19 protein-coding genes, 1 tRNA gene and 1 pseudogene are annotated in these 21,512 nt (G+C 31.3%); 9 read left to right on the top strand and 12 right to left on the bottom strand.

Going from position 1 to position 21,512, the window contains the following annotated elements; genetic code table 11:
- The first annotated feature begins 1 nt into the window (after window position 1).
- The 7 genes from IO99_RS11895 (at window position 2) to IO99_RS11865 (ending at window position 5,026) form a co-directional block, all read left to right on the top strand.
- Window positions 2-580 carry a lytic transglycosylase domain-containing protein gene (locus IO99_RS11895; RefSeq protein WP_035133687.1) on the top strand — a complete coding sequence of 193 codons (579 nt, stop codon included), beginning with the start codon at window positions 2-4 and terminating at the stop codon, window positions 578-580.
- A 155-nt stretch (window positions 581-735) separates the two neighbouring features.
- Window positions 736-821, top strand: a tRNA-Leu gene (locus IO99_RS11890).
- Window positions 822-1,041: 220 nt separating this feature from the next.
- The gene (locus IO99_RS11885) at window positions 1,042-2,409 is read left to right on the top strand and encodes an alanine/glycine:cation symporter family protein (RefSeq protein WP_035133685.1); all 1,368 of its coding nucleotides are present in this window, start codon (window positions 1,042-1,044) and stop codon (window positions 2,407-2,409) included.
- 270 nt (window positions 2,410-2,679) lie between these two features.
- Window positions 2,680-3,969, top strand: a complete 1,290-nt coding sequence (locus tag IO99_RS11880) for a replication-associated recombination protein A (protein ID WP_035133683.1) — start codon at window positions 2,680-2,682, stop codon at window positions 3,967-3,969.
- 149 nt (window positions 3,970-4,118) lie between these two features.
- On the top strand, window positions 4,119-4,358 hold the full coding sequence (locus IO99_RS11875; protein WP_035133681.1) for a DUF1292 domain-containing protein: 240 nt from the start codon (window positions 4,119-4,121) through the stop codon (window positions 4,356-4,358).
- A 53-nt stretch (window positions 4,359-4,411) separates the two neighbouring features.
- Window positions 4,412-4,609, top strand: a complete 198-nt coding sequence (locus IO99_RS11870; RefSeq protein WP_035133679.1) for a hypothetical protein — start codon at window positions 4,412-4,414, stop codon at window positions 4,607-4,609.
- A 159-nt stretch (window positions 4,610-4,768) separates the two neighbouring features.
- Complete coding sequence (locus tag IO99_RS11865; RefSeq protein WP_035133677.1) at window positions 4,769-5,026, top strand: DUF1292 domain-containing protein; 258 nt, start codon at window positions 4,769-4,771, stop codon at window positions 5,024-5,026.
- Window positions 5,027-5,120: 94 nt separating this feature from the next.
- Here the strand turns inward: IO99_RS11865 and IO99_RS11860 are convergent, their stop codons facing one another.
- The 11 genes and pseudogenes from IO99_RS11860 to rsxC form a co-directional block, all read right to left on the bottom strand.
- The gene (locus IO99_RS11860; protein ID WP_035133675.1) at window positions 5,121-6,611 is read right to left on the bottom strand and encodes a Na+/H+ antiporter NhaC family protein; all 1,491 of its coding nucleotides are present in this window, start codon (window positions 6,609-6,611) and stop codon (window positions 5,121-5,123) included.
- Window positions 6,612-6,936: 325 nt separating this feature from the next.
- Window positions 6,937-8,427, bottom strand: a complete 1,491-nt coding sequence (locus IO99_RS11855; RefSeq protein WP_035133673.1) for a Na+/H+ antiporter NhaC family protein — start codon at window positions 8,425-8,427, stop codon at window positions 6,937-6,939.
- Between the two features lie 477 nt (window positions 8,428-8,904).
- A complete protein-coding gene (locus IO99_RS11850) occupies window positions 8,905-10,359 on the bottom strand; it encodes a Na+/H+ antiporter NhaC family protein (protein ID WP_035133671.1) in 1,455 nt (484 codons plus the stop codon).
- A 235-nt stretch (window positions 10,360-10,594) separates the two neighbouring features.
- Complete coding sequence (gene deoC, locus IO99_RS11845) at window positions 10,595-11,263, bottom strand: deoxyribose-phosphate aldolase (protein ID WP_035133669.1); 669 nt, start codon at window positions 11,261-11,263, stop codon at window positions 10,595-10,597.
- Window positions 11,264-11,378: 115 nt separating this feature from the next.
- Window positions 11,379-11,795: a SoxR reducing system RseC family protein gene (locus IO99_RS11840; RefSeq protein ID WP_035133667.1), complete on the bottom strand. Its 417-nt coding sequence runs from the start codon at window positions 11,793-11,795 to the stop codon at window positions 11,379-11,381.
- A gap of 68 nt (window positions 11,796-11,863) precedes the next feature.
- Entirely contained in the window at window positions 11,864-12,751 is an 888-nt protein-coding gene (gene rnfB / locus IO99_RS11835) for an RnfABCDGE type electron transport complex subunit B (protein ID WP_035133664.1), read from the bottom strand.
- Between the two features lie 14 nt (window positions 12,752-12,765).
- A complete protein-coding gene (locus IO99_RS11830; RefSeq protein WP_035133663.1) occupies window positions 12,766-13,344 on the bottom strand; it encodes an electron transport complex protein RnfA in 579 nt (192 codons plus the stop codon).
- 15 nt (window positions 13,345-13,359) lie between these two features.
- On the bottom strand, window positions 13,360-13,977 hold the full coding sequence (gene rsxE, locus IO99_RS11825; protein ID WP_035133661.1) for an electron transport complex subunit RsxE: 618 nt from the start codon (window positions 13,975-13,977) through the stop codon (window positions 13,360-13,362).
- 1 nt (window position 13,978) lies between these two features.
- A complete protein-coding gene (locus IO99_RS11820) occupies window positions 13,979-14,524 on the bottom strand; it encodes an RnfABCDGE type electron transport complex subunit G (RefSeq protein WP_035133658.1) in 546 nt (181 codons plus the stop codon).
- Window positions 14,524-15,459 carry an RnfABCDGE type electron transport complex subunit D gene (locus IO99_RS11815; RefSeq protein ID WP_035133656.1) on the bottom strand — a complete coding sequence of 312 codons (936 nt, stop codon included), beginning with the start codon at window positions 15,457-15,459 and terminating at the stop codon, window positions 14,524-14,526. The genes IO99_RS11820 and IO99_RS11815 overlap by 1 nt, the downstream gene beginning before the upstream one ends.
- Window positions 15,460-15,470: 11 nt before the next feature.
- Window positions 15,471-16,791: pseudogene (rsxC, locus tag IO99_RS11810) on the bottom strand (electron transport complex subunit RsxC).
- A gap of 399 nt (window positions 16,792-17,190) precedes the next feature.
- Between rsxC and IO99_RS11805 the strand changes: the two are divergent.
- Window positions 17,191-18,279, top strand: a complete 1,089-nt coding sequence (locus IO99_RS11805; protein WP_035133655.1) for a PfkB family carbohydrate kinase — start codon at window positions 17,191-17,193, stop codon at window positions 18,277-18,279.
- Window positions 18,279-19,196 (top strand): pseudouridine-5'-phosphate glycosidase, encoded by a 918-nt coding sequence (locus tag IO99_RS11800; protein WP_035133652.1) that lies wholly within the window; start codon window positions 18,279-18,281, stop codon window positions 19,194-19,196. Before IO99_RS11805 ends, IO99_RS11800 begins: the two co-directional genes overlap by 1 nt.
- 233 nt (window positions 19,197-19,429) lie before the next feature.
- Here IO99_RS11800 and IO99_RS11795 read toward each other — a convergent pair whose 3' ends face one another.
- The gene (locus IO99_RS11795; RefSeq protein WP_035133736.1) at window positions 19,430-21,181 is read right to left on the bottom strand and encodes an ATP-dependent metallopeptidase FtsH/Yme1/Tma family protein; all 1,752 of its coding nucleotides are present in this window, start codon (window positions 21,179-21,181) and stop codon (window positions 19,430-19,432) included.
- Between the last annotated feature and the right edge of the window lie 331 nt (window positions 21,182-21,512).

Below are 21,512 nucleotides of genomic sequence, written 5' to 3'. Positions count from 1 at the left end.
AATGACTTATAAATCTAATAAAAGGACCAGGAAGAATATATTGATAATAGTTATAGCTGTAATTATTATTGTTAATTTTAAAGTTATATTAAAAGGCTTTTTTCCATTAGAGTATGAAAAAAGTATTATTGAATATAGTGAGATGTACAATGTAGATCCGAATTTAGTAGCAGCAGTAATTAATACAGAAAGTAAATTTGCAGTAGATGCAAGCTCATCAAAGGGAGCAATAGGATTAATGCAGATAATGCCAGATACGGGAAAGTGGATTGCAGAAAAACTAGAATTAAGTAACTTTAATGAAGAAATAATAGCAGATCCTGAGATTAATATAAGAATGGGAACTTGGTATTTGAAAAAATTGAGTGAGGATTTTAACGGGGACTATATTCTTGTATTAGCTGCTTACAATGGTGGTCCTGGAAATGTTACTAAGTGGCTTGAGGATGAGAAATATTCTAGCGATGGAAAAAAACTTCATAAGATTCCATTTAAGGAAACTAAAAGTTATGTTCAAAAGGTTAAATTTAATCATAGAATATATAAATATCTATACAATTTAGGTCAAAAGGCAGAGTAAAGCATATATTGCAATAATTATAGTAGTAAACCCAATTTAATTTATTATAAATTAAATTGGGTTTATTTATTAAATTGATTTAAACTAAGTTGATTTTAGTTGTTGAATCTAGTAATAGATGATGATATAATAATTAAGTAAAATTATATTATTATGCAGATGTGGTGGAACGGCAGACACGCTATCTTGAGGGGGTAGTGAGAGAATTCTCGTGCGGGTTCAAATCCCGCCATCTGCACCAAAAAAAACAATGGGAAGGAGCCTAATGCTTTTCATTGTTTTTTTATTTATTTTTAATATTTTATAAGATTATATGATAATTTAAATCTTATCTATTTAAATATCAAATAGTATCATTACATATTCCAATATACAAGGTTGTTCGAAATTGTTGAAAAATTCACAAAATAAACTTACAATGAATATAAGGTAGTAAACTGTAACATCATGGGGAGGATATTATGGATAATTTACTAGAGATAGTTAAGAGTATCAACGGAGTTATTTGGAACTATGTATTGATTTTTTTACTATGTGGAACAGGAATTTATTTTACATTTAAATTAAAGTTTGTTCAAGTTGTAAAATTTGGTGAAAGTGTTAAACTTGTTTTTGGTAAAATAAAATTTGGCAAAAAAGCAGGAGCAGATGGAATGTCTTCATTTCAAGCTTTAGCTACTTCAATCGCTGCGCAAGTAGGTACAGGAAATTTAGCCGGAGCTGCTACAGCTATTGCAATGGGTGGACCTGGAGCAATTTTTTGGATGTGGGTTAGTGCATTCTTCGGAATGGGAACTATATTCGCAGAAGCAACTTTAGCTCAGCAATACAAGACTGTAGTAAATGGACAAGTTACTGGTGGTCCAGCTTATTACATTAAAAATGGATTAAAGAATAAAAAAATAGCAAAGGTACTATCTGTGTTTTTTGCAATAACTATTATACTTGCTCTTGGTTTTATTGGAAATATGGTACAAGCAAACTCCATAGGAAGTGCTTTTAAAGAATCCTTTGGTGTTGATGCTAGAATAGTAGGTGTGGTAGTCGCTGTATTAGCTGGTGTTATTTTTATAGGTGGTGTTTCTCGTATAGCATCCTTTACAGAAAAAATTGTTCCAGTAATGGCACTATTATATATTATAGGTAGTTTATTTATAATAGTAATGAACTATGCAAATATATTACCTGCTTTAAAAATGATTGTAGTTGGAGCATTTAATCCTCAAGCTATAGCTGGTGGAGTTGTAGGAGTAACTATTAAACAAGCAGTTAGATATGGTGTTGCTAGGGGATTATTTTCAAATGAAGCAGGAATGGGTTCAACTCCACATGCTCATGCAGTTGCAAAGGTTAATCATCCGTCAGAACAAGGGTTAGTAGCTATGATGGGAGTATTTATAGATACCTTTATTATATTAACTTTAACAGCTTTTGTAATACTGACTACTGGAGCTTTGGATAGTGGAGAAACAGGAATAATATTAACTCAGACTGCTTTTGCTAATGGTATGGGTGGAGAATTTGGAGGAATATTTATATCAGTAGCATTATTCTTCTTTGCCTTCTCTACAATTATTGGATGGTATTTCTTTGGGGAAGCTAATATAAAATTCTTATTTGGTGATAAAGGAATAACCCCTTATAGAATATTAGTAATGATATTTATATTCTTAGGTGCTGGTATGAAAGTTGATTTAGTTTGGGAGCTTGCAGATACTTTTAATGGATTAATGGTATTCCCTAACTTACTTGCCCTTTTAGCGTTATCTGCAGGGGTTAAAAAGTGTTTAGATGATTACAATGAAAAGAAAAGCAAAAACTTACTATAATTAATAATTAGTATTATAATTATTAATTATAATACTAGATTACTATATCAAATATGCAGATTATTACCTTAATGACTTTTAATAGAGATAATAGCCTTCCAGAGTTAAAGATTTTATTCTGGAAGGCTTTATGTTATATTTAATATATTATAGAATGAATTTTAGTTTTAAATGATATGATAAGTATTTATTGAAGGATGATGTAAATGGAAAGAGAATATAATATCTCATTATTTGATTTAGAAGAAACAAAAGAAAAAAAAAAATAATATAGATTTAAATAGTAATGAACCTTTAGCACAAAGACTTAAACCTAGTAATTTAGATGAATTTGTAGGGCAAGACCATATATTAGCCAAGGATAAACTATTATATAGAAGCATTAAAGGTGATAGAATTACATCTTTAATATTTTATGGACCTCCTGGAGTTGGAAAAACAAGTCTAGCAAAAATTATTGCTAAAACTACAAAGTGTAACTATGTTGAGTTAAATGCGGTAACTTCTGGAATTAAAGATATAAAGAATGTAATAGATGAAGCAACAAGAGAAATTTCTATGAGTGGAAAGAAAACTATACTTTTCATAGACGAAATACATAGGTTTAATAAAACCCAACAAGATAGTTTATTACCTCATGTAGAAAAGGGAATAGTAACCTTAGTTGGTGCTACAACAGAAAACCCCTTTTTCGAAGTTAATAAAGCACTTTTATCTAGATCAATGATTTTTAAATTAGAGCTTTTATCAAAGGAAAATATAGTGTCATTATTAAATAGAGCACTTAAAGATAAAAAGTTTGGCTATGGAAGTATTAATATAAAGTTATATAAAGAAGCAGAAGAGTTTATATGTAATAATGCTGGTGGTGATGGGAGAAGAGCATTAAATGCTTTAGAATTAGCTGTTTTAACTACTAATAAAAGGGAAGATGGTATAATACATATAACTCAAGATGTAGTAGAAGAATGTATGCAAAAAAAACAAGTTACTTATGATAAAAGTGGAGATTATCATTATGATATAATATCTGCCTTTATAAAGAGTATTAGAGGAAGTGATCCTGATGCTTCAGTGCATTATCTTGCTCGAATGCTATCAGGTGGTGAAGATCCTGAATTCATAGCTAGAAGACTTGTAATATCAGCATCAGAAGATATAGGCAATGCAGATCCATATGCGCTTTTAATAGCTAATGCGGCTCTAAATGCAGTGAAGTTTATAGGAATGCCAGAAGCTAGAATACCTCTAGCTCAGGCAACTATATATTTAGCTGGAGCACCTAAAAGTAATGCATCTTATAATGCTATTAATTTAGCTCTTGAAGACATTGAAAAGGAAGAGATAGGCAGAGTTCCTTTACATCTTCGAGGTAGTAATTATAGCGGATCTAATGTTTTAAATGAAGGATCAAGATATAAGTATCCTCATGATTATGAAAATCATTATGTTAGACAGCAATATATGCCTAAGGAGTTACTTAAGAAAAAATATTATACTCCAACATCAATGGGGTATGAAAAACGTATAAAGGATAGATTAGATACCTTAAAAAAATAAAATTTAAAACATAAATAATTTTTTGTATTATGCACATCTTATAAATAGGTAATATATTTTAAAAATAAAGTGGGGTTAAAAGCTAAAAATGTATAACTTAAAATTTATATATTTTTACTAAAGATTTAAAAATAGTTGGAGGTTATAAGATGAGCAATAATAAGTGTATAAAAGTTTCAGGGGAAGATGGAAGAATAGTAGAATTAGAATTTATTGATGTGGTTAATGTAGGTAAAAATGAATATGTAATTGCAGGTCCCAAGGATTCAGATGAAGCTTGTGCATATAAGGTTGTAAGTAGAGAAAATGGTATGGTTGAATATGCTTCTATAGGAGCAGGTAAAGAGTTCAATCAAGTTTTGACTGCCTATAATGCAAAAAATGATTAACCATCCTTTGTCTTAAATAATTTGTATTATATAAGAAAGGAAGGTGAAATAACATGAGTAAATCGAATAAGAAAAATAAAAAGAATAATGAAATTAAACCATCACAAAAGAGTACTATAGATCAAGTACAAATTTTAAATAGAGATGTGCAGGATGCCCACCATATTGAAAGTGCTACTTTAATAAATGGATTATTTGGTGTAGAAATAAAAGATAATCTCATAGACCCAGATACTAGATTTTATATTTAAAATTTATGTAAAAATAATATATACATGTCTACTAATAAATAGTACAAATTAGATAGTAATACGATTAAGTTTTATATTTTTAATATGGCATTGTTTTATAGGTTTATATGCTATATAATGAAATAAGATTTATTTGAAAGAATTTAGGAGGACATGAAAATGGAAGAAATGAATATAATAACACTTACTGACTCTGAAACAATGGAAAAGGTAGAACTAGAAATAGTTGAAGATTTAACTATAGATGGAGAGCACTATGTTATTTTAGCACCACTTGAAGAAGAAGAGGAAGCTTATGTATATAAGGTAATTGGAGAAGGTGCCACAGCTTCATATGAAATGGTTGAAGATGAAGCTGAATTTGATAAAGTTGTTGCAGAATATGATAAAATATTTGAAGAAGAGATGAGAAAGTAATAAGAGATAAATTATCTGTGATTATAAACATATATAATTTATAATTAAATGAAAAAAGATAACCTTAATTTATAAGGTTATCTTTTTAATTTATTTATATTGCTGCATTTTTATCAGCATTTAAATTGTTATTTCCTTTTTTAAGTTTAACAGCAGGTTCACTTGGTAGACCAAACTTAGGAATAAGTCTATCCAATCCAGTTAGAGTAAGTAGTAGGATTGAAAATACAGCTACAAAAGCCATAAAGTTATATTTAATTATATCTGTAGCTACAAATTTGTGTAATGGATATACTGAAGAAGCGATTCCTACATAGAAACCAATGTATACGTGCCAAGGAATTAATTGAGATCCAAATACTCCAAGAGCATCACCAAAGGTTGCATTTCTAAGATATAGTTTGTACATATCCTCTTGGCTTCCTTCAACGTTTTTATCAACTAATTCTTTAATGATAGGTCCGATAGTTACTATTTGAGCCATCTCATCAGCAAGGGCAGCGTTACCACCTATGCATAAAACACCATTCCAGAACATTAATTGTCTTACATTTCCAGATATTTTTAGAACAAGAGCTGATATTGGAGCAAAAGCATCCATTTTAGCCATTACACCACCGAAGGCACCAACCCACATCATCATTACAATAACCCAAGAACCAGCCTCACCAAATCCGCTTTCAACTAAACCTAAGAAAGAAGGTAAGCTTTCTACAGTTCCTGCAAATGTACCAAAGATAAATGAAGAAGCAATTCCTAAGAATAAGCAAAGTAAAGTAGGAACTCCCATAACAGCAACAATTATAACAAGTATTAGAGGAATTACCATATAGAAAGGTACTCCAGTTTTAACTTGATTTAAAAGTTCTACAGCTGCTGGTTTTTCAGCCTCAATAGCAGACCAAGCTTCTGGTGGAATAGCATCAATAGCTAATTTTGCATTAGCTACATCTGTAGGTAGTTTCATATATAAACTAACACCGAATATAATAATTGCAGTTATAATCGCACATGCTATTGACCAAATCCCTTGAGTTCTAATTCTATCAATAACTTCAACCTTTTGAATACCAGAACTTACAACTGTTGTATCAGAGATAAGACCGATATTATCACCAAAGCAAGCACCACCAGCTATAGAAGCTGTAGTAAGAAGAATATTTCCTCCAACTATATGGTTAAGCCATAAGAAAATAGGAGCACATGCAGCAAATGTTCCCCAAGAAGTTCCAGTAGCAACTGACAGTATGCAAGTTACTAAGAAGCCACATACAGCTACAGTTCTTGCATTTAATCCAAGAGTTAGGGCCATATTAACTATAGAAGCACCAACTCCTGTTGACATGAAAGCGTTTGCCATTGCATAAGCAAACATTAGTATAAAAAATACTAAAATAAGTTCCTTTACATTATCGACTGCTGCATCGATAAGCTCACTAAATTTTACTTTTTCTGTGATGTAGGCTACAATACATGCAAATATAGTTGCTATTGGTGCAGCTGTAAGCACGTCTACCTTCATCATCATAAGTCCAGCCAATACAAATATTGGTACAAACTTAAAGGTTGCTTTTAAAAATTTCATTTTTATATCCCCCTATAAAAAATTTACTAGAAAAACTAGTTATTTATTTAACTAGTCTTACTATAAAATTAGTTTAAAACGTTTTCTCAAAAATATCAAGTATTTTTCAGAAAAAACGCATAAATTAAATAATTTAATGTAGAATGTTAGGAGTATTTGCTAATATATGTATTATAAAAGAATAATTGTTATTATGTGTAAAGGGTTTTATGGTTATTATTAGTAAATAAATATGAAGTTTTTGGAATGAACATTAATTTGTATAACTATGATATATAAAAAATCTCACAATAATTATTAACTATTGTGAGATTTTTTATATTTATTATGCACAAATTTCTTTATCAGAATTGACCTCAGAAGTTTGATTCTTAAGTTTAACTTTAGGTTCTCTTGGTAAACCAAACTTAGGAATAAATCTATCCCATCCGGTAATAGTAAGAAGAAGTAATGAAATTACGGTTACAAAAGCCATGACATTATATTTAATAATATCTGTAGCTATAAATGTATGTAATGGATATACTGAAGAAAGTATTCCTACATAGAATCCAATGTATACATGCCAAGGAATTAATTGAGATCCGAAAACACCTAATGAACTTGAGAAGGTGGCATTTCTAAGACGAAGTTTATAAAGATCTTCTTCGCTTCCTTCAACATTTTTATCAACTAATTCTTTAATAATAGGTCCAATAGTTACTATTTGAGCCATTTCATCAGAAAGAGCAGCATTACCACCTATACTTAAAACACCATTCCAGAACATTAACTGTTTTACATTTTTAGATATTTTTAAAACAATAGCTGATAGTGGAGCAAAGGCATCCATTTTAGCCATGATACCACCAAAGGCACCAACCCACATCATCATTACTATAACCCAAGAACCAGCCTCGCTAAATCCACTTTGAACTAATCCTAAGAAAACTGGTAGGCTTTCTACTGTTCCTGCAAAGGAACCAAGGATATAAGAAGAAATAATTCCTAGGAACAAACAAAGTAGAGTAGGTACACCCGTAACAGCGACACCTATAACAAGTAATAGCGGAATTACCATATAGACAGGTACTCCATTTTTAACTTGATTTAAAAGTTCAACAGCTGCAGGCTTTTGAGCTTCAATAGCAGACCATGCCTCTGCTGGAATAGACTCAATTGCTAGTGCAGTATTAGCAGCTTCTGTAGGCAGTTTCAGTGCTACACTCATACCATAAATAATAATTGCAGACACAACAAGACAAAGGACAGACCAAACAACTTGAGATTTTACTCTTTCAAGTATCTCAACCTTTTGAATACCAGAACTTACAACTGTAGTATCAGAGATAAGACCAATATTGTCTCCAAAACAAGCACCACCAGCTATTGAAGCTGTAGTAAGAAGAATATTTCCTCCTAATATGTGGTTTAGCCACAAGAAGATAGGAGCACATGCAGCAAAGGTTCCCCAAGAGGTACCAGTAGCAACGGAAAGTATACCAGTTACTAAGAAGCCACATACAGCAACACTTCTTGCATTTACTCCAAGAGATAATGCTATATTAACTATAGAAGCACCAACTCCAGTTGACATAAATGCATTTGCCATTGCGTAGGCAAACATTAGTATAAAGAATACTAAAATAAGCTCCTTTACATTTTCGATGGAAGCATCGATAAGTTCATTCAGTTTAATTTTTTCTGTGATGTAGGCTACAAGGCAAGCAACTATTGTTGCTATAGGTGCTGCCGTAAGTACATTAACCTTAAGCATCATTAGACCTGCCAATACAAAGATTGGTACAAACTTTAAAAATCCTTTTAAAAATTTCATTTATGATCCCCCTATAAATTAATTAAGATGAAAATATAGTTATTTTTTTAACCATTATTTTCACATTACTAGTTTAAAACCTTTTCAAAAAAATATCAAGTGTTTTTCCAGAAAAAATACATAAATTTTAGAACTTTTTATAAAAAAATTAAAAATATTGAGTTAATTAATGAAAACGATAAATTAAAAAGTAGAAATAGGTAGAAATAATATTGAAGATAAAAATATTTGCATATATCCCATGTAAATGTTTACTAAAAATAATTTCAAAAAATTTAGTATATAAATAATATTATAAATAAAATTTACATTTTAGTATTTATAACTTGAAGTATTATAGAATATTTAGATATGTGTGTTAAAAAAATAACAAATATTATGAAAAAAATATGCTATTAACATCTTATGATATCAATAGCATGTTTTAAGAATTATTTACTGATAATATAGAATTGCTTCATTATCAGTGTTATATATTTATTTCTTTTTTAATCTAACAGCAGGTTCTGTTGGTAGACCAAATTTAGGAATAAATCTGTCCCATCCAGTAAGGGTAAGTAGTAGGATTGAAAATACAGCTACAAAAGCCATAAAGTTATATTTAATTATATCTGTAGCTACAAATTTGTGTAATGGATATACTGAAGAAGCAATTCCTACATAGAAACCAATGTATACGTGCCAAGGAATTAATTGAGATCCGAATACTCCAAGTGCATCACCAAAGGTTGCATTTCTAAGATATAGTTTGTACATATCCTCTTGGCTTCCTTCAACATTTTTATCAACTAATTCTTTAATGATAGGTCCGATAGTTACTATTTGAGCCATTTCATCAGAAAGAGCAGCGTTACCACCTAAACATAAAACACCATTCCAGAACATTAGTTGTCTTACGTTTCCAGATATTTTTAAAACAAGAGCTGATAGTGGGGCAAAAGCATCCATTTTAGCCATTACACCACCGAAGGCACCAACCCACATCATCATTACAATAACCCAAGAACCAGCCTCACCAAATCCATCTTGAACTAAAGATAAGAAAGCAGGTAAGCTTTCTACAGTTCCTGCAAAGGAACCGAAGATGTATGATGAACCAATTCCTAAGAATAGGCAAAGTAGAGTAGGAATACCCATAACAGCAGCAACTATAACAAGTATTAGAGGAATTACCATGTATACAGGAACTCCGGTTTTAACTTGATTTAAAAGTTCAACAGCTGCTGGTTTTTGAGCCTCAATAGCAGACCATGCTTCTGGTGGAATAGCATCAATAGCTAACTTTGCATTAGCTACATCAGTAGGTAATTTCATTGCTAGGCTTACTACAAAGATAATAATTGCAGTGATTATCATACAAGAGAGAGACCAAACACCTTGAGTTCTAACTCTGTCTATAACCTCTACATCTTGAATACCAGAGCTTACAACTGTTGTATCAGAGATAAGACCAATATTATCACCAAAACAAGCACCACCAGCGATAGCAGATGTAGTAAGAAGGATATCTCCTCCAACTATATGGTTAAGCCATAAGAAGATAGGTGCACATGCTGCGAAAGTTCCCCAAGAAGTTCCGGTAGCAACTGATAGTACGCAAGTAACTATGAATCCGGTTACAGCAACAGTTCTTGCATTCAACCCAAGAGATAGAGCTACATTAACGATAGAAGCACCAACTCCTGTTGACATAAAGGCACTTGCCATTGCATAAGCAAACATTAATATAAAGAATACAAGTATGAGCTCCTTTACATTGTTTACAGCAGCATCAATAAGTTCATTCATTTTAATTTTTTCTGTGATGTAGGCTACAAAGCAAGCAACTATTGTTGCAATTGGAGCTGCCGTAAGTACGTTAACCTTCATCATCATTAGACCTGCCAATACAAAGATTGGTAAAAATTTGAATAGTCCTGTTAAAAATTTCATTTTTATATCCCCCTATAAAAATATTTGATAGAATTGATTAAATTTTCTATCATGTCTTAATTTTAAACATTTTGTGACTAATTTCAATATATACGACAAAGCTTTAACAAAATTAATGTTCTTAACAAGAACTTAACAAAAAAGTCGAAAAATAAATAGATAAACTTCTAGAATTTACAGAAGTTTACCTATTTGTAAAATGTATTTTAATTAATTTGTAAAATGAAAATAAATTCTAATAGTCAGAATCTGAATTACATAAATTATCTACGATTGCTATAGATGCACTGGCACCAATTCTATTTGCACCAGCATTTATAACCTTCAGGGCATCTTCAGTAGTACGAACACCACCAGAGGCTTTTACGCCCATATTAGGTCCAACAACCTTTCTCATTAGAGCAATATCTTCAGGAGTTGCTCCACCTGTACTAAATCCAGTTGAAGTTTTTACAAAGTCTGCACCTGCTTCTTGTGATAATTCACAAGCCTTGATTTTTTCTTCTTCGGTTAATAGGCAAGTTTCTAAAATAACTTTAACTATAGCCTTTCCTTTAGCGGTATCAACAATTTCTTTTATATCATTTCTCACAAAATCGTAATCCTTATCCTTTAAAGCTCCTACGTTGATAACCATGTCTATTTCATTTGCTCCAAGTTCGATAGCTCTAGCTGTTTCGAAAGCCTTAGATTTAGTATCCATAGCTCCTAGAGGGAAACCTACCACTGTGCACACAAGTACTCCAGAGTCTTTTAGTTCCTTTGCTACTAACTCAGTATAACAAGAATTTACACATACTGACTTGAATTTATATTCCTTTGCTTCTTTGCAAATTTTTATAACCTGATCCTTGGTTGTTTCAGCTTTTAAAATAGTATGATCAATCATTGATGCTATGTTCATCTTTATACCTCCTAATGGTTATAATTGATTTTGTATGATCTATATGTGAATATTATTAACTTTATATAGTAAAATATATCTTTATTAATATAACTTTCATCACATTTTAAAAAGTTTAATTTAACTTTTTAATCATCTTAAAAGAATACTTATCTTGTTTTTTGTTTAGTTTAGAACTAAGTACATAAGAAATTACCATGGCTACTAAAGCCAGTAACACTGAATATACTTCAGAATTAGCTAAATTAAGCTTATTAAATATGTATAGACATATTATAAGAGTAATTACTGTAATAATGGTAGGGAAGGCATAGGCCCAAAATGTCATGTTGCTAAAAACCTTATTATCCATTGATACTAAAACTCTTTCACCAACAGTAGCGTGTTCTGTATTTTTTAATTCTACCAATATAGTATCTTTAGGACATCCAGATTTACAAGAGGAACATCCACCACCACAACCACCTTTTTTTACAAAAGCAACAGTAGCTATATCTCCATTAATTTTCTTTATAATACCTTCTTCTTGCACGAAATCACCTCCAAATAAATATAGAAGGCTAAAAAGCCTTCTATATTATAACATAAAATTAAATTTATTTATACTGTAGCATTGTTATTTTCAGAAGAAGTAGCTTCACTAGCTGCCTTAGCAGGAGATGGTACTGCTTCTTTTTTTAATGCAGGTTTTCTAAGGTTTAATATGGAGTTCTTTGGACATTTATTTGCACATATTCCACAACTAACACATTTTGTGTAATCAAATACTGGAATATTATTTACTATCTCGATTGCATCTTTAGGGCAGTTTTTCATACAGATACCACAACCGATACATCCTACATCACAAACATCCATAACTTCTTTACCTTTATTTTTGTTATTACAGTCTATTCTAACCTTAGATTTTTTAGGTACAAGATGAATTAATGTTTTTGGACAAGCTGATATACAAGCACCACAAGCTACACATTTTTCTTCATCTATAGAAGCTACACCATTAATTATGGATAGTGCACCGAATTCACAAGCCTTTACACAAGAACCAAGACCTAAGCATCCAAATTCACAAGCTTTAGAACCACCACCAGGGGCTACGGAAGCTTGGTTACAATCTAGAATTCCTACATAGTTATATTTTTCTCTTGCAACATCAGAAGTTCCTTTGCATCTTACAAAAGCTACCATTGGTTCAGCTGTTGATGCTTCAACTCCAAGAATTGAAGATATCTTTTCAACTGCCTCAGCACCTCCGGGGCTACATTTGTTAGTTGCAGCTGTACCCATAACTACAGCTTCTGCATAAGCATCACATCCAGCAAATCCACATCCACCACAGTTTGCACCAGGTAAACATTCTCTCACTAGAGGGATTCTTTCATCAACTTCTACTTTAAATTTACTGTTTGCATATCCTAATAGCGCTCCAAATACTAAGCCAAGGCCACCTAGGCTGATTACTGGATATACTAAATTTGATAAATCCATTTAAATTCCCTCCTTTAAACTAAACCACTGAATCCATAGAAAGCAATAGCCATTAATCCAGCAGTTATTAGAGAAATTGGTAACCCTCTAAAAGCAGCAGGCATATCAGTATTATCTTCCATTCTCTCTCTTAAACCTGCAAGTATTACTATAGCTAGTACATATCCAAGAGCTGCCCCAATAGTATTAGATAATGATTGAGCTAATCCATACTGTTTATCTATGTTTGTAACAGCAACACCAAGTACTGCACAGTTAGTTGTGATAAGAGGTAAGAAGATACCTAGAGATCTATAAAGACCAGGTTGGATTTTCTTAATAACAATCTCAACAAATTGTACTAATGCTGCAATAACAAGGATAAAAGCTAATGTTGATAGATATTCCATTTTAAATGGAACTAAAATTAACTTATTTACCACGAAGGTAATAAGAGTAGCTAGTAACATTACAAAGGTAACAGCTGCACCCATACCTTTAGCAGTTTCTGTCTTTTGAGAAACTCCAAGGAAGGAACATATACCTAGAAACTGCCCTAATATTACGTTGTTAACTAAAAGGGCTCCTATAAATATAGTAAATAATTCTTTCATTAAATTTCACCTTCCTTATTTTGTAGTTTCAGATTTTTTAGCTTTTGAAATCTTATATTGATTCAAGCATGCTAAAAGTATACCAAGAGTTATGAAAGCTCCAGGAGCAGATGTCATAACCATAGCTGGAACATATGATTTTGGTAGGAATTGCATTCCGTAGAATGTTCCATTACCAAGAACTTCTCTAAAGGTTGCTAATACAACTATAGCAAGTCCAAACCCAAGTCCCATTCCAATAGCATCAAAAATTGAAGGTATTACTTTATTTTTTGATGCATATGCTTCAGCTCTACCTAAGATAACACAGTTAACTACTATAAGAGGTAAGAATATTCCAAGAGATTTATATAAGTCAGGAATATAAGCCTGTAATAAGAACTGTATTAAAGTAACGAAGGTAGCGATAACTACGATATAAGCTGGTATTCTGATTTTATCAGGAACGAGTTTTCTAATCAAAGAGATAACAGCATTTGAGCCTATTAATACTACTGTTGCAGCAAGAGCCATACCTGCCGCATTCTTTACACTACTTGTAACAGCAAGAGTAGGACACATAGCTAGTACTTGTATGAAAACTGGATTTTCGGTAATAATACCTGTTTTTAATCTATTAACTAATTCTTTCATTCTACTTTGCTCCTTTCAAGTTAGTATTGTAGTAATTTATAGCAGTGTTTACACCAGTAGTTACTGCTTTAGAAGTAATTGTTGCACCAGTAATTGCTTGAATATCTGAACCGACAGTAAGTTCCTTTTCAGAAGAAAGACCTTTGTATTGTGCTGCGAAAGAAGGATCATCCTTTGCTTTAGAACCAAGTCCAGGAGTTTCAGTATGACTTAAAATCGTAATACCAGAAACAGCTCCTTCAGCATCGATACCAACCATTAATTCAATTTTCCCACCATAGCCTGATGAGTTAACTTGAAATACATAACCAGCATCACTTCCACTAGTCTTAGCTTGAAAAATACCTGTTACGTTTTCATCGGCAATACCATCTTTTAATTCTGAAAATTCTTCTGCTTCTAAGACAACTTTCATAGCAGCAGCTTGGTCCTCTTTAGCTTTAGCTTCAATTGGTGCTCTAGTAATATCATAAGCAAAGGCAAGGATTAGACCAGCAATTGCAGTAATTGCAAGCAGAATTCCTCCTAATTTTAAATTTTCTTTCATTATTTTGCACCTCCGAACACACGTGGATTCGTCCATTTATCAATCATTGGAACTAATAAGTTCATTATTAAGATTGAGTAAGAAACACCTTCTGCATAACCACCGTATAAACGAATTAATGATGTTAATAAACCACAACCAACACCAAATATGATTTGACCTTTTCTAGTCATAGGAGATGTAGTATAATCAGTAGCCATGAATATAGCACCAAGCATTAATCCACCTATGAATATTTCATATATTCCATTTCCCTGCATAAATCCATCTCTACCTAATACTGTAGTTATTACAAAAACTGTACCAATATACGTAGCAGGAATGTGCCATGTTATAACTTTTCTATATAATAGATAAGCTCCACCAAGAAGTAGGGCGAAAGCAGAAACTTCTCCGATACATCCAGCTAAGTTAGTACCAAGGAATGCATCTAGAGTATCAGGAAGTAATCCACCACCATTACGAAGTATAGCAAGTGGAGTAGCTTTAGTTGCACCATCTATAGTCCATTCAGTCATTTGACTAGGATATGCAGCAAGCAAGAATGCTCTTCCAGCAAGGGCTGGGTTCATAATATTTTGACCAAGACCGCCAAAAAAACATTTAACAACAATGATAGCAAATGCACTACCAACAGCAACCATCCAAAGAGGAAGTGTAGGAGGCAAGTTAAAAGCAAGTAGTAATCCAGTAATAACTGCACTTAAATCTTTTAATGAATTTGGTCTTTTAGTTATTTTATTAAATAAGTATTCGCTTAGCATTGCAGAAACAATAGCTGTTATCATAACTAAGGCTGCTTCTTTCCCAAAGAAATAAATACCTGCTACAGTAGCTGGTACTAAAGCGATTAGTACATCTCTCATTACAGTTGATACTGTTTCCTTAGATTTGATATGTGGCGATACTGATACGTTATATAAATTTCCAGACATTATGTTCACCTCTACTTTTTCTTTTTATTAGCTATAACTCTTTTTTTACCCTCTTTGCAAGTTTGAGTTAAATTTCTCTTAGCAGGGCAAGAATAGCTACAAGCACCACATTCAATGCAGTTAAGTCCACCAAACTTTTCAAAGTTCTCATAATCGCCTCTTACAACTTGAGCATTAAGTTTATTTGGAAGCAAGAACATTGGACATGCATTAACACATTTTCCACATCTGATACAGTTTGATTCAACAGTAGGCACAGCTTCTGATTTTGTTAAGCAAAGTATGCCAGAAGTACCTTTTATTGCAGGAATGTCTAAAGTAAATAGTGCAGTTCCCATCATTGGACCACCGCTAAGAACTTTAATAGGCTCTTCGTTAAATCCATCACAATAATCAACAAGTTCTCTCAAGCTTGTACCAAATTTAACTCTTAGGTTTTTTGGAGTCTTTATTGCACCTCCAGTAACAGTAACTATTCTTTCAGTAAGTGGTTTACCAAGAATAACTGCTTCTCTAATAGCAAAAATAGTAGCTACGTTTTGAACTATGCAACCAGCATCTGCAGGTAGTTTTCCAGTTGGAACTTCTCTTTTAGTAACAGAATAGATTAACTGTTTTTCTGCACCTTGTGGATACTTAGTTTTAAGTTCTGCTATTTCAACATTTTTAATAGGTTCTACAACCGCTTTCATTATTGTAATAGCATCACTTTTGTTGTTCTCAATACCTAAGAAGATTTTTACTTCAGGAAACATTTGAGAAAGGATCTCTAAACCTTCAGCTATCTCATTAGAATATTGTAGCATTAACTGATGGTCACAAGTTAAGTAAGGTTCGCATTCAGCTGCATTGATAACAATAGTATCAATATTGCATTCTTTTGGTGGATTTAGCTTAACATGAGTTGGAAAGCATGCACCTCCAAGACCTACAATACCAGCTTCTTGAATTATCTCTAATAGCTCATTTTTAGATAAATTCTTATAATTTTCGTGTGGTGTATAGGCTATTTCTTCATAGATATTATCGTTTTCAATAATAACGCTCATAACCTTTGAACCACTTGACGTAAGCATAGGTGTTACATTTTTAACTATTCCAGATACACTAGAATAGATATTAGATGAAACAAAAGATGTGCTTGCACCAATTTTTTGTCCAACTACAACTTTATCTCCCTTTTTTACAATAGGTTCACATGGAGCCCCTATATGTTGGCTCATAGGGAACACTAAATCACCCTTTGGAAGATAGGTTTCAATTTCTTTTTTTTTCTGAAAAATGTTTTCCGTGAGGCGGATGAATGCCTCGTTTAAAAGTTAATAGTCCCATAATATTCCTCCATTCCTATAGTATAAATTATAAAGACATTGTATTAATGACTCCTATAGTACAAACTTTATTATAACTCGAAAATCTTTATGGTGCAATATATTGAATTGTTTATATGATTTAAGAATAATTAAAACTATAGGGGATAAATTAAAAATTAAATAGAAAATAATGCATACATTGTCTAATATTAAGGTATTACTTACATAAATTTAGATAATATAATTCCATACTCGTAATAAATTACAAATTCTAAGGAATATTATAGTGAGAAAAAATAAATATAAATTTATTGCATTAAAATTTTTGGATAAAATATTATTGCATTAATTTTTATAGTATGCTAAAATCAAGTAAGCAAATCTTTATAAAATAAGCAAATATTAAGAGGAGAAAATGATGACAAATAGAGAAGAAGAAATATTAAATCTTATAAAGGATAACCCCTTAATATCTCAAAATGAAATAGCAGATATTCTTAAGATTACTAGGTCATCTGTAGGAGTACATATAGGAAACCTTATAAAAAAAGGATACATCTCAGGTAGAGGATATGTAATGAGTAAAGAAAATTTTGTGTCTATAATAGGAGGAACTAATATAGATATAGTAGGATTTTCTAATGATGAGTTAAGACTTAATGATTCTAACCCTGGAAATATAAAATTTTCTTTAGGTGGGGTTGGTAGGAATATAGGTGAAAATTTGTGTAGATTAGAAGTTTCTACAAAACTAATTTCTGTTATTGGTAATGATATTTATGGTCGTAAGATTATAGATGAAGGCAGAGAAATTGGTTTAGATTTAGAACATAGCCTTAAATTAGATGGAGAATCTACATCTGTATATATGTCTGTTCTTGATTATTCAGGAGATATGAAGGTAGCAATTTCATCCATGGATATCTATGATAAGATGACAATAGAATTTATTAAAACTAAAAAATCAGTAATTGAAAGTTCTAGAATATGTATTATAGACACTAATATTCCTAAGGAAGTAATAGAGTATGTAGTTAATAACTTTAAAAATACAAAATTTTTCTTAGATACAGTATCATCATCTAAGGCAGTTAAGGTAAAGGACATCATTCATAAGTTTCATACAATAAAACCTAATAAAATTGAAGCTGAGATTTTATCTGGAATGAAAATTAGTACTATGGATGAGGTAGAAAAAGTTAGTGATTACTTTTTAAACTTAGGTGTAAAAAATGTATTTATAAGTCTAGGTGAAGAAGGAGTATATTATAATGATGGGATAAGTAAAGGATTATTTACTCCACCCAAAGTTAAAGTTGTTAATGCTAATGGTGCAGGGGATGCTTTTGTTGCTGGATTAGTATACTCAAGTATGAATAATTTTGATTTAATACATACTTTGAAGGTTGCTTCAGCTTGTTCTTCACTTGCAATTACTCATAAAGATACTATTAATCCAAATATGTCTTTGGAAAATATAAATAAAAAATTGGAGGAGATTAAATAATGTTAGAAAAATATTTAGATATAAACCCAGAGGTAAAAGCAGCATTAATGGAAGGAAAGCCAGTAGTTGCTTTAGAATCAACTATAATATCTCATGGAATGCCTTACCCTAAAAATGTAGAAACTGCATTAAAAGTGGAAAGCATAATTAGAGAAAATGGAGCAATCCCAGCAACTATAGCTATTCTTGAAGGGAAATTAAAAGTTGGATTAACAACTGAAGAAGTTGAATTTTTAGGAAAAACTTCTGGAGTAATAAAAACTAGCAGAAGGGATATACCTTTTATAGTTGCTAATAAACTAAATGGAGCTACTACAGTTGCATCTACAATGATTATTGCAGCACTTGCTGGAATTAAGGTATTTGCTACAGGTGGAATTGGAGGAGTTCATAGAGGTGCTGCACAGACTATGGATATATCAGCTGACCTTGAAGAATTAGCTATGACTGACGTAGCTGTAGTATGTGCTGGATGTAAATCTATTCTTGATATAGGGTTAACTCGTGAATACCTAGAAACTAAGGGAGTACCTGTAGTAGGATTCCAAACAGAAGAATTACCGGCATTCTACACAAGAAAATCTGGATTTAAAGTAGACTATAAAGTGGATAGTGAAGAAATACTTGCAAAAGCATTAAAGGCTAAATGGGATTTAGGTTTAGAGGGTGGTATGGTTGTTGCAAACCCAATACCAGAAGAGTTTGAGATGGATTATGATACAATTAATAATGCTATAGAAACAGCTGTTAAGGAAGCGGAAGAGAAAGGAATAGTAGGAAAAGAGAGTACACCATTCTTACTTTCTAAAGTTAAAGAGATTACAGGTGGATCAAGTTTAGAATCTAACATTCAATTAGTATTTAATAATGCTAAGGTTGGAGCAAAACTAGCAGTAGAACTATCTAAGCTACAATAGCATTTTAAAGGATATATAACTAGATAAGTTTTAATTTCAGGTAAAACTTATCTGGTATATAACATGTAATATTACCTATATAAAATATAAAAGGTATGAAACCTAAAAAATTAAAATGGTTTCATGCCTTTTTATATATAAAAGTACAAGTATTCTAATGATATACCAATAATTAGCATTAAAATAAAAACCTAAGGAATTACCCCTAGGTTTCAAAGAATATTGTACATAGATTAGCTTGTTTTACCATATATTACATTAAGAATGTCATCAGTATATAGAGTTTCTTTTAAAAGTAGTTCTTCAGATAGCTTAACTAATAAATCTAAATTATTATTTAAGGTGTTTTTAACTTCTTCATACAATTCATCCAGTACAGATTTACACTCTTCCAATACTACTGTAGTATAATAATCAGTAGGTATTCCTTGCATTTCTGAAAGTCTTAAAAGACCTAGAGATTTTCCCATACCATATTCACATACCATATTATTAACTATATTGGTAGTTTTCTTTAAATCATTGAAGGCTCCAGTAGTTATTTTTTCTTCACCAAAGATAATTTCTTCCGCAGCTCTTCCACCCAATAAAACCATGATTTTTCTTTTTAAATAATCTAGATTATGGTAGGTGTTATCTTCACCTATAGTTAAAGTGTATCCACCTGCACCCTTAGAAGTAGGGATTATAGTTATTTTAGAGATTTTTTCTTCTGGAACTTTTAAGTGGGAAATCAATGCATGTCCAACTTCATGATAAGCAGTAATTTTCATATCTTCTTCTTTAAGAGATTCTTTATCTAATTTTTCATGACCAGCTACTACTATTGAAAAGGCTTTATCCATATGTTCACCAGTGATATATGGAGCATCTTCTTTGCATGCAATTATAGCAGCTTCGTTTACCAAATTTTCCAATTTAGCACCAGAAAAATAGGCTGTATTATGTGCGATATCTCTTATGTTCATATCACTTACTGGTTTATTTTTAAAGTGAAGATTTAATATTTTTTCTCTTGCATTAATATCTGGAAGAGACACCTCTATATGCCTATCGAATCTACCAGGTCTTAAAAGAGCTTCATCTAATATATCAAGTCTATTAGTAGCTGCTATAACTACAATACCTTCACTTTCTTTAAATCCCGACATCTCAGTTAGAAGAGCATTTAAGGTTTGATCCTTTTCATCAGAATTACCAGATTTATTAGAACTACGCTTTTTACCTATAGCATCGATTTCATCAATAAAAATAACAGCTTTACCATGAGTCTTAGCTTTCTTGAATAAATTTCTAATTCTACTTGCACCTACTCCAACATACATCTGAACAAAGTCTGAACCAGATACAGCATAGAAAGGAACATTAGCTTCACCAGCTATAGCTTTTGCTAATAGAGTTTTCCCAGTTCCGGGATCTCCATAAAGAATTACACCTTTAGGCATTCTTGCGCCGTAAGAAGCATATTTTTCTGGATTTTTAAGAAAATCTACTATATCCTTTAAACTTTCTTTAGCCTCATCATTGCCGGCTACAGAATTAAAGCTAAATTTATCCTTAGAAACACTTTGTCCATCAATTGCAGTAATAGAAGTCATTGTTCCACCAGAACTATTCCTTTTTATAGCCAAAAATATAGTAGTTACAGCAGAAAGGCTGAGGAATATAACTGCTATACGTTGATTTGTTGGTAAAGTAGAAGAACTTTCAACTGTAATACCTTCTTTTAAAAGAGTTTCTTTAAGAGTATTACTATTAGGATTATCTGTAGAATATTTATTTCCCAATTTATCTATAACAGTAATTTTAGGTGTTTGAGACATGGATACTTTAGATATATTATTACTTTCTAAATCCAGTAAAAAATCTGAATATGCTTTATAGGGGATTGTAGCTGCACCTATATTCAATAAAATTAAAGCTACAATTGATAATACTAAAATACTTAAAGGAATAATGATTAAATTCTTTTTAATGTTATCTATCAATAATCTTACCTCCTTAAAATTTGTATATACTTTTTTATAAAATAGAATTTGATATATACAATATAAAATGATTAAAGAATAATGTTTTATCTATAAAAAGATTGTTTCATGCTGTAATTAGTATTATACAAAATTTAAAACTAAAGTCCACAAATTAACCTAAAATTTGTAAATGTAAGTTATGGTAGAATTGTAAAGATAAAAGGTAGAATATGTAATAATAAAATATACCTAGCTACATATCAATGTAACTAGGTATATTCTAAATAAGGAATGCCCCTAATAATATTCTGTTATATTTTACTTATTTACATAAATTAATAATTAA

Source organism: Clostridium sulfidigenes (assembly GCF_000732635.1).
Taxonomy (GTDB): domain Bacteria; phylum Bacillota; class Clostridia; order Clostridiales; family Clostridiaceae; genus Clostridium_J; species Clostridium_J sulfidigenes.
Note: the sequence above shows the minus strand (reverse complement) of the source record. Positions and strands in the feature narration are given on the sequence as shown.

Coding starts and splice junctions, on each gene's coding strand:
- IO99_RS11885 (WP_035133685.1), top strand. CDS start 1,042: ATGGATAATTTACTAGAGATAGTTAAGAGTATCAACGGAGTTATTTGG.
- IO99_RS11895 (WP_035133687.1), top strand. CDS start 2: ATGACTTATAAATCTAATAAAAGGACCAGGAAGAATATATTGATAATA.
- IO99_RS11830 (WP_035133663.1), bottom strand. CDS start 13,344: ATGAAAGAATTATTTACTATATTTATAGGAGCCCTTTTAGTTAACAAC.
- IO99_RS11855 (WP_035133673.1), bottom strand. CDS start 8,427: ATGAAATTTTTAAAAGGATTTTTAAAGTTTGTACCAATCTTTGTATTG.
- IO99_RS11805 (WP_035133655.1), top strand. CDS start 17,191: ATGACAAATAGAGAAGAAGAAATATTAAATCTTATAAAGGATAACCCC.
- IO99_RS11815 (WP_035133656.1), bottom strand. CDS start 15,459: ATGTCTGGAAATTTATATAACGTATCAGTATCGCCACATATCAAATCT.
- IO99_RS11875 (WP_035133681.1), top strand. CDS start 4,119: ATGAGCAATAATAAGTGTATAAAAGTTTCAGGGGAAGATGGAAGAATA.
- IO99_RS11870 (WP_035133679.1), top strand. CDS start 4,412: ATGAGTAAATCGAATAAGAAAAATAAAAAGAATAATGAAATTAAACCA.
- IO99_RS11850 (WP_035133671.1), bottom strand. CDS start 10,359: ATGAAATTTTTAACAGGACTATTCAAATTTTTACCAATCTTTGTATTG.
- IO99_RS11865 (WP_035133677.1), top strand. CDS start 4,769: ATGGAAGAAATGAATATAATAACACTTACTGACTCTGAAACAATGGAA.
- rsxE (WP_035133661.1), bottom strand. CDS start 13,977: ATGAAAGAATTAGTTAATAGATTAAAAACAGGTATTATTACCGAAAAT.
- IO99_RS11860 (WP_035133675.1), bottom strand. CDS start 6,611: ATGAAATTTTTAAAAGCAACCTTTAAGTTTGTACCAATATTTGTATTG.
- rnfB (WP_035133664.1), bottom strand. CDS start 12,751: ATGGATTTATCAAATTTAGTATATCCAGTAATCAGCCTAGGTGGCCTT.
- IO99_RS11800 (WP_035133652.1), top strand. CDS start 18,279: ATGTTAGAAAAATATTTAGATATAAACCCAGAGGTAAAAGCAGCATTA.
- deoC (WP_035133669.1), bottom strand. CDS start 11,263: ATGAACATAGCATCAATGATTGATCATACTATTTTAAAAGCTGAAACA.
- IO99_RS11820 (WP_035133658.1), bottom strand. CDS start 14,524: ATGAAAGAAAATTTAAAATTAGGAGGAATTCTGCTTGCAATTACTGCA.